Below are 12,060 nucleotides of genomic sequence, written 5' to 3' on the forward strand. Positions count from 1 at the left end.
TCCCTATGGACATCCGCAGCCTTGCGCCTGGCCTTGGCGTATCCGAACAGCTTCGCCCCGATGACGTGACAGCCCTCAAGGAGGCCGGCTACCGCGCCATTATCTGTAACCGGCCCGATGGCGAAAGCAGCGACCAGGCGTTTTTCGCCGACATCCAGCGGGCCGCCCAGCAACACGGCATGGAGGCCCATTACCTGCCTGCCGAAACGGGCAAGGTTACCGACGAGCAGGCCGAGCTTTTCGGCAGGCTGCTCGAAACCCTGCCCAAGCCGATCCTGGCCTATTGCCGTTCCGGCATGCGCTCGACCACCCTGTGGGCGCTTTGGCAGGCACGCACGCAACCGCTGCATCAGATCGTGGATGCTGCCAGCAAAGCCGGTTTCGACATGAAATCGGTAATCCGCAGGATCGCCAATGGGGGGCGAATGCCCCTCGAGGTGGCGGAAGCCAGTCATACCGTGGTCATCGTCGGCGGCGGTGCGGCGGGCATCGCCACGGCGTCGAGCCTGCTGGCCCGCCAGCCTGGGCTGGATATCGCCATCATCGATCCCGCCGATGTGCACTACTACCAACCCGGCTGGACCCTGGTCGGCGGCGGCATCTTCGAGGCACCCCAGACTGCCCACAGCATGGGCGCGACCATGCCCCGTGGCGTGCACTGGATAAAATCAGCGGTGGCCGCCTTCGAGCCGGAGCGAAATGCCGTCATCCTCGATGGCTGCCGGCTGGTCAGCTACCGACAGCTGATCCTCTGCCCCGGCCTCAAACTCGATTGGCAGGCCATCGAGGGCCTGGCCGATACCCTGGGCCGCAACGGCGTGACCTCCAACTACCTGTATCACCTTGCACCTTATACCTGGGAGCTGGTGCAGCAGCTGCGGAGAGGACGGGCGATATTCACCCAGCCCGCGATGCCGATCAAATGTGCTGGAGCGCCTCAGAAGGCCATGTACCTGTCGGCCGATCACTGGCGACGCGCCGGTGTTCTGCAGCAGATGGACATCGAGTTCGGCAGCGCCGGCGCGGTGTTGTTCGGCGTTGCCGACTATGTGCCGGCGCTTATGGAGTATGTCGAGGCTTACCGGATCGACCTGAGCTTCGGCCACACGCTTACCCAGGTCGATGGCGCGGCGCGCACCGCCACATTCAAGCGCGTGGCGGCCGACGGCAGCAGCTGCAGCGTGACCCGCGAGTTTGAACTGCTCCACGTGGTGCCACCGCAAGTCGCTCCCGACGTTGTGCGCGTCAGCCCGCTGTGCGATGCGGCCGGCTGGATCGATGTCGACCCCGCGACGTTGCGTCACAAGGCCTGGGAAAACATTCACGCACTGGGCGACGCCACCAATACCAGCAACGCCAAAACCGCGGCAGCCGCACGCAAACAGGCGCCGGTGGTTGCCCACAACGTGCTGGCAGCACTGGGCAAGGCCAAGGGCACGGCGCTGTATCACGGCTATGGTTCCTGCCCGTTGACGGTCGAGCGCGGCAAGATCGTGCTGGCCGAATTCAGCTACGGCGGCAAGGTGACCCCCAGCTTCCCATCCTGGCTTATCGACGGCACCCGACCTTCCCGCCTGGCCTGGCTGCTCAAGGAACGGATTCTGCCGCCGCTGTACTGGAAAGGCATGCTCAAGGGCCGCGAGTGGCTGGCCAAGCCGGAGCTGGCGGATCTATGAGTCGCCCCCGGCCCGCGAGGGCGCGGCGATGACCACCATTATCCTGCTTGGCCTGCTGGTCGGTGTGATCCTGGCCCTGACCGGTGCGGGCGGCGGCATACTGGCGGTGCCCTTGCTGGTTTTCGTGATGGGCCTTGAGGTTGCCGAGGCCGGCCCGGTCGGCTTGCTTGCGGTTGGCCTGGCGGCCAGCCTCGGGGCGCTGATGGGCCTCAGGAGCGGCATCGTTCGCTACAAGGCCGCACTGCTGGTGGCCGCGGCCGGGATCCTCTGCTCGCCCATAGGCCTATGGGCCGCACAGCGCCTGCCCAACCGCCCGCTGATGGGAATATTTGCCCTGGTGCTCATGTATGTCGCCTGGCTGACCTGGCGCCGTACCCTGGCCTCATCAACAGGCCGGACAGCCTTTATGGCCAAGCCTGCGCCCTGCCAACTGGACGTCAACCGCGGCAAGCTGAACTGGACCGGGCTTTGCGCCTGGGCACTCACGCTCTCGGGCCTGGTAGCCGGCGGATTATCCGGCTTGCTGGGCGTAGGTGGCGGCTTCGTGCTGGTACCCGCCCTGCAACGCTACACCAACGTGACGGCGCAATCGGTACTGGCCACTTCCCTCGCCGTCATCGCGCTGATTTCCGCTGCCGGCGTGGTAACCAGCTCGGCTACTGGCCACCTGAACTGGCAGATCGCCACGCCATTTTGCGCGGGCGCTCTGACAGGGATGCTGATCGGTCGGGCGGCCGCTGGCAGGTTGTCCGGGCCAAACCTGCAACGGGGTTTTGCGCTGGTATCTGCGGCGGTTGCCATCGCCATGTTGATAAGGGCCATGCTGTAAGCAAAGCCTGCGGCCGGTGCCTCAGCCGCGCGCCAGGGTTCGCGCGAAAAAGCTGAGCAACTGGCGCCAGCCATGCTCGGCCGCCTGCTCGTCGTACACCGGGAAGTCCGGCTTCATCCAGCCGTGCTTGGCCGGGTAGGTTTCCGAGCGGTAAGTCACGCCGGCGTCGCTCAACGCCTTCTCGAAACGCTCGGCCATTTCCGGCGGGTAGCTGCCGTCGTTTTCCGCTGCGGCGATATAGAGCTCGGCCTGCAGCGCGGATGCAGCGCGATGCGGACTGTCATCTGCATCGATGGCCAGGTTGCCGCCATGGAAACTGGCCACCGCCGCGAAGCGTTCGGGCCGCTTTCCTGCTGCCGAGATCGCCATGCCGCCGCCCATGCAGAAGCCCACCGCGCCGATGCGCTGGCCGTGCACGTCGCTGCGCCCGTCCAGGTAGGCGATATAGGCATCGATATCCGCGGCTGCCTTGGCGTTGCCGGTGGTGGCCATCAGCGGGCCGAGGATGGCGCGGAAATCCCCCTTGAACACTTCCTTGGGATCGAAGGGCCCGTAGGCACCGTAGCGGTAGTACAGGTCCGGCAGCAGCACCACGTAGCCGGCATTGGCCAGCCGCTCGGCCATGGCCAGCTCTGCGGGGCGAATGCCGCCGGCATCCATGTAGAAGATGACCGCTGGGCCGCCCTGCCCGTCAGCCGGCGTGAACAGGTGGGCCGGGCACTGGCCGTCCGGCGTGGTGATGACGATTTGCTCGTGAGCCATGGTGATCCTCCGGTTGGATGCTGCCCGCCAGCGCCAGGCGATGACAGGTATAAATGGGCAAACTCAGGTATTGAGTCAACAGAACGGCAATCGAGTGCCCAAGCATTTCAGGCTGTGCGGGCCGGCAGACCGTTGCTGCGCCCATGAAAAAGCCAGGGTGGATGCCCTGGCTTCTGGTGTAACGGTTGCCTCATACCGCCTTGAGCCGTAGCTCCTTGGGCATGGAGAAGGTCACGTTCTCCGGGCGGCCATCGAGTTCCTGAACGTTGCCCGCGCCCCACTCGCCGAGCTTGTCGATCACCCCGCGCACCAGTACTTCCGGGGCCGAAGCGCCGGCGGTGATACCGATGCCCTTGGCACCCTCGAACCACTCGCGCTGCAGATCCTCGGCGCCGTCGATCAGGTAGGCCGGGGTGCCCATGCGCTCGGCCAGCTCGCGCAGGCGGTTGGAGTTGGAGCTGTTGGGGCTGCCGACCACCAGCAGCACGTCGCACTCGTCGGCCAGCTGCTTGACCGCATCCTGGCGGTTCTGGGTGGCGTAACAGATATCGTCCTTGCGCGGCCCGCCGATATTGGGAAAGCGTGCGCGCAGGGCATCGATGACCTTGCTGGTGTCGTCCATCGACAGGGTAGTCTGGGTGACGAAGGCCAGGTTGTCGGGATCGCGCACCTGCAGCTTGGCAACATCCTCTTCGTCTTCGACCAGGTAGATGGCGCCGCCATTGCTGGCGTCGTACTGGCCCATGGTGCCTTCGACTTCCGGGTGGCCTTCATGGCCGATAAGGATGCACTCGCGGCCATCGCGGCTGTAGCGCACCACTTCCAGATGCACCTTGGTGACCAGCGGGCAAGTGGCGTCGAACACCTTCAGGCCACGATTGGTGGCCTCGTTGCGCACCGCCTGGGACACGCCGTGGGCGCTGAAGATGACGATGACGTCATCGGGCACCTGGTCGAGTTCTTCGACGAAGATCGCCCCGCGCGAACGCAGATCCTCGACCACGAACTTGTTGTGCACCACTTCGTGACGCACGTAGATCGGAGGACCGAACACCTCGAGGGCGCGGTTGACGATCTCGATGGCGCGGTCGACACCGGCGCAGAAACCGCGGGGATTGGCGAGTTTGATTTGCATGGCACGCTCGGCACGGAAAGCTTGAGTGGAGAGTCTATCCCACGAGCCGCAATGGGCTCATGGGGTAGACAGCGCGTTCACGAGTAATGTCCGCCTGCGACTGACGCCCAGTCAGATTGCCTGAACGTCGATGATCTCGACGTCGAAGGTCAGCGTCTTGCCGGCCAGCGGGTGGTTGAAGTCGATGGTGACCTGCTGCTCATCGAATTCTTTCACCACGCCCGGCAGTTCGGTATTGGCGGCGTCGTTGAAGATCACCAGCAACCCCTCCGACAGCTCCATGTCCTGGAACTGCGAGCGCGGCATCACCTGCACGTTCTGCGGGTTGTGCTGGCCGAAGCCCTGCTCGGGCTCGACGGTCAGGCTGCGCTTGTCGCCAGCCTTGAAGCCGTACAGCGCCGCCTCGAAACCCGGCAGCAGGTTGCCGTCGCCGACCTTGAAGGTGGCCGGAGCTTTGCCTTCGGTGCTGTCGACCACATCGCCGTTATCCAGCTTCAGCGCGAAATGCAGGGTCACCTGCCGATCCGGGCCGATACGTACATCAGTCACGTGCCACCTCTTCTTCGGGCTTCTTGCTCTTGAACATGTCCAGCGCCAGCAGGACGGCGCCCACGGTAATGGCGCTGTCGGCGATATTGAAGGCCGGGAAATACCAGTTGCTCTGCCAGTGCACCAGGATGAAATCGACCACGTGGCCGAAGATCACCCGGTCCACCAGGTTGCCCAGGGCGCCGCCGAGCACCAGGGCCAGGCCGACGGCCAGCCAGGTTTCGTCGGCCTTGAGGCGTTTCATCCACACCACCAGAATCACGCTGACCACCACGGCGATCAGGGTGAACAGCCAGCGCTGCCAGCCGGACGCGCCGGCCAGAAAGCTGAAGGCGGCGCCGGTGTTGTAGGCCAGGGTCCAGTCCAGCACCTGGGGAATGACGGTGATGCGTTCGTACATCTGCAGGTTGTTGTCGAACCAGAACTTGGTGACCTGATCGATCACGAACACCACGACGCTGAGCCACACCCAGCCGAGTTTGCCGAAACGTGCGCTCATGGCTGCATCTCCGGGCCGTGGACGAAAGCCCTACGCATGGTGGCGTACCTCGCCCGAACCTTCGATGTTGCTGATGCAACGGCCGCACAGCTCCGGATGATCGGCGTGAGTACCGACATCGGCGCGCAGGTGCCAGCAACGGCCACACTTGGCGTGGGCGGATTTGACGATCTTCAGCTTCAGGCCTTCGACCTCGGTGACCACGGCATCGGCTGGCGCATCGCTCAGCGGCGCGGTGGCGGCGGCGGAGGTGATCAGCGCGAAGCGCAGTTCGTTACCGAGCTTGGCCAGGTCATCACGCAGGGCGTCGTCACCGAACAGGGTGACTTCCGCCTGCAGGCTGGCGCCGATGGCCTTGCTCGCACGCAGGTTCTCCAGCTCCTTGTTGACCGCGCCCTTGACCGCCATCACGCGCTGCCAATAGGCGTTGTCCAGCTCGGCGCCTTCCGGCAGGCGGGCCAGGTTCTCGTACCAGGTGGCCAGCATCACCGACTCGGCGCGCTCGCCCGGCAGGAACTGCCAGATTTCCTCGGCGGTGAACGACAGGATCGGCGCGATCCAGCGCACCAGCGCCTCGCAGATGTGGAACAGCGCGCTCTGGCAGGAACGACGGGCAATGCTGTCCGGCGCGGTGGTGTACTGGCGGTCCTTGATGATGTCCAGGTAGAAGCCGCCCAGCTCCTGCACGCAGAAGTTGTGCACCTTGGAATACACGTTCCAGAAGCGGTACTCGCCGTAGGCTTCGGTCAGCTCGTCCTGCAGGCGCGCGGTGGCGTCGACCGCCCAGCGGTCCAGATCGAGCATCTGTTCGACCGGCAGTAGGTCGGTGGCCGGGTTGAAGCCATTGAGGTTGGCCAGCATGAAACGCGCGGTGTTGCGGATGCGCCGGTAGGCATCGGCACTGCGCTGCAGGATCTGGTCGGATACCGCCATCTCGCCGGAGTAGTCGGTGGAAGCCACCCAAAGGCGCAGGATGTCGGCGCCCATGCTGTCGATGACCTTCTGTGGCGCGACCACGTTGCCGAGGGACTTGGACTGCTTGCGGCCCTGCTCGTCGACGGTGAAACCGTGGGTCAGCAGTTCCTTGTACGGCGCGTGGCCGTCGATGGCGCAGCCGGTCAGCAGGGACGAGTGGAACCAGCCGCGGTGCTGATCGGAGCCTTCCAGATAGAGGTCGGCAACCGGGCCGCTGCTGTGCGCCAGCTCGGCATGGGAGCCGCGCAGCACGTGCCAGTGGGTGGTGCCGGAGTCGAACCACACGTCCAGGGTGTCGCGGCTCTTGTCGTACTGATCGGCCTCGGCGCCGAGCAGCTCGGCGGCGTCCAGCTTGAACCAGGCTTCGATGCCTTGCTGCTCGACGCGCTTGGCGACCTCTTCCATCAGCTCGACGGTACGCGGATGCAGCTCGCCGCTTTCCTTATGGGTGAAGAACGGGATCGGCACGCCCCAGTTACGCTGACGCGAGATGCACCAGTCCGGGCGACCAGCGATCATGCTGTGCAGGCGCGCCTGGCCCCAGGCCGGGACGAACCTGGTGTCTTCGATGGCCGCCAGGGAGCGCTCGCGCAGAGTACCGCCTTCCTTCGGCTTGGTATCCATGCCAACGAACCACTGCGCGGTAGCACGGTAGATCAGCGGAGTCTTGTGGCGCCAGCAGTGCATGTAGCTGTGGCTGATGGTGGCGTGCTTGAGCAGCGCACCCACTTCTTCGAGTTTGGCGATGATCGCCGGTGTGGCCTTCCAGATGAACTGGCCGCCGAAGAACGGCAGCGAATCGACGTACACACCGTTGCTCTGCACCGGGTTGAGGATCTCGTCGTTGCTCATGCCGTAGCGCTTGCAGCTCTGGAAGTCGTCCTCGCCGTAGGCCGGCGCGGAGTGGACGATACCGGTACCGGCGCCCAGCTCGACGTAGTCGGCCAGGTACAGCGGCGACAAGCGGTCATAGAACGGGTGACGGAAGTTGATCAGTTCCAGCGCCGAACCTTCCGCGGTGGCCACCACCTGGCCTTCCAGGCCGAAGCGCTGCAGGCAGCTCTCGACCATTTCCTCGGCCAGCAGCAGCAGGCGGTCGCCTACATCTACCAGCGCGTAGGTGAATTCCGGGTGCACGTTCAGCGCCTGGTTGGCCGGGATGGTCCAGGGCGTGGTGGTCCAGATGACGATGGCGGTCGGCTTGCTCAGGCTGGCCAGACCAAAGGCGGCGGCCAGCTTGTCGGCATCTTCGACCGGAAAGGCCACGTCGATGGCTTCGGACTTCTTGTCCTGGTACTCGACCTCGGCCTCGGCCAGGGCCGAACCGCAATCGAAGCAGAAGTTGACGGGTTTGAGGCCCTTGAACACGAAGCCGTTCTTGACCATTTCCGCCAGGGCACGGATCTCGCCGGCCTCGTTGGCGAAGTTCATGGTCAGGTACGGGTTGTTCCAGTCGCCCAGCACACCCAAACGGATGAAGCCCGCCTTCTGCTCCTCGACCTGCTCGGCCGCATAGGTGCGGCAGCGCTCGCGGGTCAGGTCCGCCGGCTGGTTCTTGCCAAAGGTGGTTTCGACCTTGTGCTCGATCGGCAGGCCGTGGCAATCCCAACCCGGCACGTAGGGCGCGTCATAGCCGGCCATAGTCTTGGAACGGGTGATGATGTCCTTGAGGATCTTGTTCAGCGCATGACCAATGTGGATGCTGCCGTTGGCATAGGGCGGGCCGTCGTGCAGCACGAATTTGGGGCGGCCTTCACCAGCCTTGCGCAGCTTTTCGTACAGACCAATATCAATCCAGCGCTGCAGGGTCTGCGGCTCGCGTTGCGGCAGGCCAGCCTTCATCGGGAAGGGAGTGTCGGGCAGGTTCAGCGTGGCTTTGTAATTGGTCATGTCGGGCTCTTCATCAGCGGTTGGCGCTGCCAGTGGTCGCGGGCAGCGGCAATGTCGGCCGCAATGGCCGTCTTCAATGCCTCGAGCGAGGCGAAACGCTGCTCATCGCGCAGCTTGTGGTGGAAAGCCACCGTCAAACGCCGGCCATACAGGTCACCGGCAAAATCCAGCAGGTGCACCTCGAGGTGGGCGCTGCCGTCACCCGCCACGCTGGGGCGCACGCCGATATTGGCGACCCCCGGCCATGGCTGGCCGTCTATCTCGACGCTGACCAGGTACACCCCGGTCAGCGGTACACGTTTGCGCTTGAGCTGCACGTTGGCGGTCGGCGCATTGAGCTGGCGGCCCAGCTTCTGGCCATGCAGCACCCGCCCGACGATGCGAAACGGCCGGCCCAGCATGCGCTCGGCAACGGCGAAGTCGCCGCTGGCCAGGGCCTCGCGCACCCGCGTGCTGCTGACCCGCTGCCCGTCGATCTCCACGGTCTTGGCGGCTTCGACGCTGAAGCCTTCACGCTGCGCGGCCTCGGCCAGAAAGGCGAAATCGCCGGCACGGTCGCAACCGAAGCGGAAATCGTCGCCCACTTCCAGATGCAGCACGCCAAGCCCGTCGACCAGCGCGCGCTGCACGAACTCGGCAGCGCTGAGTTCCCGCAGGCGCGGGTTGAAGGTCAGACAAAGCACCCGGTCGACGCCTTCGGCAGCCAGCAGGGCAAGCTTGTCACGCAGGCGGCTCAGGCGTGCCGGCGCGCCCGCAGGGTCGAAGTACTCACGGGGCTGCGGCTCGAACAGCACCACGCAGCTCGGCACGCCCAGCTCCGCCGCGCGCTCACGCAAACGCGCCAGAATCGCCTGGTGGCCACGGTGAACGCCGTCGAAATTACCGATGGTGGCGACACAGCCCCGATGCTGGGGCCGCAGATTATGAAGGCCTCGAACCAGCTGCATAACGCGCTTCTTGCTCACAAAGTGGCCAATTATACGCACAGCGGCTGGTGCCGGGTAGCGGATACGGCGCGCTCATTTGGTACTGCCGGTCAGTGCCGTACCGGCCATCAGACAATCGAGCGTCGGGAGAAGTCGCGCAGCCGGAAACCCAGGATGCCCAGCACCGCGAAATAGCTCAGCGCGCCAGCGGCCACCAGCGCGCCCAGGCGCAGCAGCCGGGCCAGCATGTTGCCTTCGCTCCAGTCCGGCATCAGCCAGAGCATGCCGACCAGCACCACGACCATCACCAGCAGCGCGGCCAGCAGCTTGCCGGCGAACATCCCCCAACCCGGTTGCGGCTGGTAGAAGCCACGGGCACGCAGCTTCCAGAACAGCAGGCCTGCGTTCAGGCAGGCCGCCAGGCCGATGGCCAGCGCCAGGCCGGCATGGGCCAGGGGAATGACGAAGATGAACAGCAGGTTCATCACCTGGGTCATCAGCAGGGTGAACATGGCGATGCGCACCGGTGTGCGAATGTCCTGACGCGCATAGAAGGCCGGCGCCAGCACCTTGACCAGCAACATGCCCAGCAGCCCCAGCGAGTAGGCCAGCAAGGCGCGCTGGGTCATCTCGGCGTCGGTGGCGGTGAAGTTGCCGTACTGGAACAGCGACACCACCAGCGGCTCGGCCAGCAACGCCAGGGCCAGGGCACAGGGCAGCGCCAGCAGGATGCACAGGCGCAGCCCCCAGTCGAGCAGCTTCGAATAGGCGGCCGGATCCTCGGCGGCATGGGTCTTGGCCAGCGATGGCAGCAGGATGGTGCCCAGGGCGACGCCCAGCACGCCCGACGGCAACTCCATCAGGCGGTCGGCGTAATACATCCACGACACCGAGCCGGCGACCAGAAAGGAGGCGAAGATGGTGTTGATGATCAGCGAGATCTGCGCCACCGACACGCCGAGGATCGCCGGCCCCATCTGCCGCAGCACGCGCCATACGCCGCTGTCGCGCAGGTTGAGACGCGGCAGCACCAGGAGGCCGATCTTGCGCAGGTGCGGCAGCTGATAGAGCAGTTGCAACAGGCCGCCGACCAGCACCGCCCAGCCCATGGCCATGATCGGCGGGTCGAAGTACGGGGTCAGGAACAGCGCGAAGACGATCATGCTGACGTTCAGCAGGGTCGGCACGAAGGCCGGCACCGCAAAGCGGTTCCAGGTATTGAGCAGCGCGCTGGCGAAGGACGACAGGGAAATCAGCAGAATGTAAGGAAAGGTCACCCGCAGCAGATCGCTGGTCAGCTCGAAGCGCTCGGGGTTGTCGCTGAAGCCCGGCGCCGAGACCCAGACGATCCAGGGCGCGGCCAGCACGCCGAGCAGGGTCACCAGGGCAAGGATCAGGGTAAGTTGGCCAGCCACGCAGGCGACGAAGGTGCGGGTCGCCTCCTCGCCCTTCTGGGTCTTGTACTCGGCCAGGATCGGTACGAAGGCCTGGGAAAACGCTCCTTCGGCAAAGATCCGGCGCAGCAGGTTGGGCAGCTTGAAGGCCACCACGAAGGCATCCGACGCGATACCCGCACCGAAGATCCGGGCCATGATGGTGTCACGCACGAAACCCAGGACCCGCGACAACATGGTGATGGAACTGACCGCGGCCAGCGACTTGAGAAGATTCATTCGGCAGGGATGCTCAATCGGCGTTTACTGGATCGATCTCAGCGCGCGTCACGCGCCAGCAACAGACCGCGCCGGCCCACGAAGGTGCAACGGCGCCGGTGCGGGCGGGAGTGTAGAATCGCCGGCGCGATAAAGCACCCCTGGTCTTGTTCGCCCTGCGACGACTGACGCAGTATCGACCTTGACAAGTGCTTCGGTCGCCTGCATGATTCGCGGCCTTATTTGTCTGTAACCCCTTAGTTTTCGAGGAGCTTGACGGTGGCCAATACACCTTCTGCCAAAAAACGCGCAAAACAGGCTGAGAAGCGTCGTAGCCATAACGCCAGCCTGCGCTCCATGGTTCGTACCTACATCAAGAACGTAGTCAAGGCTATCGACGCCAAAGACCACGAGAAAGCACAAGCTGCTTACGTTCTGGCTGTGCCTGTTATCGACCGCATGGCCGACAAGGGCATCATCCACAAGAACAAGGCCGCTCGTCACAAGAGCCGCCTGAACGGTCACGTCAAAGCACTCAGCCAAGCTGCTGCCTAAGCGTACCGCTTCATGAAAACCGGCCCCAGGGCCGGTTTTTTATTGCCCTGAGAAAAGTACCACCCTTCGCCCCAGGCCCTCCGCGCAAGCGCCGACGACTCAGTTGCCCTTCGGCCAGGGCAGGATCGGGATGGCCGTCACCGCATTCTGCGGGCTACCCTCGATGATGCGATCGCTGTAGACCAGATAAACCAGGGTGTTACGCTTCTGGTCGAAGAAGCGCACGACCTGCATGGTCTTGAACACCAGCGAGGTACGCTCGCGAAATACCTCCTCGCCATCCTTGAGTTCGCCGGCAAAGCTGATCGGCCCCACCTGACGGCAGGCGATCGAGGCTTCGGCGCGATCCTCGGCCAGGCCGAGGCCGCCCTTTACACCGCCGGTCTTGGCCCGCGACAGGTAGCAGGTCACGCCCGCCACCTTCGGATCGTCGAAAGCTTCGACCACGATCTTGTCGTTCGGCCCCAGCCACTTGAATACGGTAGACACCTGCCCGATTTCCTCGGCAGACACCCACAGCGGCAACAGACACAACAACCCCAGCCACCCCGCCTTCATACGCCCCTCCTTCGATGGATACCAACCGCTCTTCGCCTGCAGCCTGCAGCCTGC

Annotated in this window: 11 protein-coding genes; 3 read left to right on the plus strand and 8 right to left on the minus strand. The window is 64.6% G+C overall.

Features of this window, described 5'->3' with window-relative positions; translation table 11 throughout:
• The first annotated feature begins 5 nt into the window (after positions 1–5).
• Together SA190iCDA_RS21895 and SA190iCDA_RS21900 are read left to right on the plus strand one after the other, a co-directional pair.
• The gene (locus SA190iCDA_RS21895) at positions 6–1,676 is read left to right on the plus strand and encodes a bifunctional protein tyrosine phosphatase family protein/NAD(P)/FAD-dependent oxidoreductase (protein ID WP_070887199.1); all 1,671 of its coding nucleotides are present in this window, start codon (positions 6–8) and stop codon (positions 1,674–1,676) included.
• A 28-nt stretch (positions 1,677–1,704) separates the two neighbouring features.
• Positions 1,705–2,505: a sulfite exporter TauE/SafE family protein gene (locus tag SA190iCDA_RS21900; protein ID WP_070887198.1), complete on the plus strand. Its 801-nt coding sequence runs from the start codon at positions 1,705–1,707 to the stop codon at positions 2,503–2,505.
• Between the two features lie 21 nt (positions 2,506–2,526).
• Here the strand turns inward: SA190iCDA_RS21900 and SA190iCDA_RS21905 are convergent, their stop codons facing one another.
• From SA190iCDA_RS21905 to murJ, 7 genes are all read right to left on the minus strand, one after another.
• Positions 2,527–3,267 (minus strand): dienelactone hydrolase family protein, encoded by a 741-nt coding sequence (locus SA190iCDA_RS21905; RefSeq protein ID WP_070887197.1) that lies wholly within the window; start codon positions 3,265–3,267, stop codon positions 2,527–2,529.
• A 190-nt stretch (positions 3,268–3,457) separates the two neighbouring features.
• Positions 3,458–4,402: a 4-hydroxy-3-methylbut-2-enyl diphosphate reductase gene (ispH, locus tag SA190iCDA_RS21910; RefSeq protein WP_070887196.1), complete on the minus strand. Its 945-nt coding sequence runs from the start codon at positions 4,400–4,402 to the stop codon at positions 3,458–3,460.
• 111 nt (positions 4,403–4,513) lie between these two features.
• Complete coding sequence (gene fkpB / locus SA190iCDA_RS21915) at positions 4,514–4,951, minus strand: FKBP-type peptidyl-prolyl cis-trans isomerase (RefSeq protein ID WP_070887195.1); 438 nt, start codon at positions 4,949–4,951, stop codon at positions 4,514–4,516.
• Positions 4,944–5,450 carry a signal peptidase II gene (lspA, locus tag SA190iCDA_RS21920; RefSeq protein ID WP_070887194.1) on the minus strand — a complete coding sequence of 169 codons (507 nt, stop codon included), beginning with the start codon at positions 5,448–5,450 and terminating at the stop codon, positions 4,944–4,946. Before lspA ends, fkpB begins: the two co-directional genes overlap by 8 nt.
• Before the next feature lie 30 nt (positions 5,451–5,480).
• Positions 5,481–8,315, minus strand: a complete 2,835-nt coding sequence (gene ileS / locus SA190iCDA_RS21925; protein WP_070887193.1) for an isoleucine--tRNA ligase — start codon at positions 8,313–8,315, stop codon at positions 5,481–5,483.
• Positions 8,312–9,262 (minus strand): bifunctional riboflavin kinase/FAD synthetase, encoded by a 951-nt coding sequence (ribF, locus tag SA190iCDA_RS21930; RefSeq protein ID WP_070887192.1) that lies wholly within the window; start codon positions 9,260–9,262, stop codon positions 8,312–8,314. The genes ileS and ribF overlap by 4 nt, the downstream gene beginning before the upstream one ends.
• Before the next feature lie 107 nt (positions 9,263–9,369).
• Positions 9,370–10,914: a murein biosynthesis integral membrane protein MurJ gene (murJ, locus tag SA190iCDA_RS21935; RefSeq protein WP_070887191.1), complete on the minus strand. Its 1,545-nt coding sequence runs from the start codon at positions 10,912–10,914 to the stop codon at positions 9,370–9,372.
• Between the two features lie 258 nt (positions 10,915–11,172).
• Between murJ and rpsT the strand changes: the two genes are divergently transcribed.
• Positions 11,173–11,448: a 30S ribosomal protein S20 gene (rpsT, locus tag SA190iCDA_RS21940; protein WP_042556309.1), complete on the plus strand. Its 276-nt coding sequence runs from the start codon at positions 11,173–11,175 to the stop codon at positions 11,446–11,448.
• A gap of 99 nt (positions 11,449–11,547) precedes the next feature.
• Here the strand turns inward: rpsT and SA190iCDA_RS21945 are convergent, their stop codons facing one another.
• The gene (locus SA190iCDA_RS21945) at positions 11,548–12,006 is read right to left on the minus strand and encodes a CreA family protein (protein ID WP_070887190.1); all 459 of its coding nucleotides are present in this window, start codon (positions 12,004–12,006) and stop codon (positions 11,548–11,550) included.
• Positions 12,007–12,060 lie beyond the last annotated feature (54 nt).

The organism is Pseudomonas argentinensis (assembly GCF_001839655.2).
Classification (GTDB): Bacteria; Pseudomonadota; Gammaproteobacteria; order Pseudomonadales; family Pseudomonadaceae; genus Aquipseudomonas; species Aquipseudomonas argentinensis_B.

Excerpts from the sequence above, each read along its gene's own strand:
- SA190iCDA_RS21895 (WP_070887199.1), top strand. The coding sequence starts at position 6 with ATGGACATCCGCAGCCTTGCGCCTGGCCTTGGCGTATCCGAACAGCTT.
- SA190iCDA_RS21900 (WP_070887198.1), top strand. The coding sequence starts at position 1,705 with ATGACCACCATTATCCTGCTTGGCCTGCTGGTCGGTGTGATCCTGGCC.
- SA190iCDA_RS21905 (WP_070887197.1), bottom strand. The coding sequence starts at position 3,267 with ATGGCTCACGAGCAAATCGTCATCACCACGCCGGACGGCCAGTGCCCG.
- ispH (WP_070887196.1), bottom strand. The coding sequence starts at position 4,402 with ATGCAAATCAAACTCGCCAATCCCCGCGGTTTCTGCGCCGGTGTCGAC.
- lspA (WP_070887194.1), bottom strand. The coding sequence starts at position 5,450 with ATGAGCGCACGTTTCGGCAAACTCGGCTGGGTGTGGCTCAGCGTCGTG.
- ileS (WP_070887193.1), bottom strand. The coding sequence starts at position 8,315 with ATGACCAATTACAAAGCCACGCTGAACCTGCCCGACACTCCCTTCCCG.
- ribF (WP_070887192.1), bottom strand. The coding sequence starts at position 9,262 with ATGCAGCTGGTTCGAGGCCTTCATAATCTGCGGCCCCAGCATCGGGGC.
- murJ (WP_070887191.1), bottom strand. The coding sequence starts at position 10,914 with ATGAATCTTCTCAAGTCGCTGGCCGCGGTCAGTTCCATCACCATGTTG.
- SA190iCDA_RS21945 (WP_070887190.1), bottom strand. The coding sequence starts at position 12,006 with ATGAAGGCGGGGTGGCTGGGGTTGTTGTGTCTGTTGCCGCTGTGGGTG.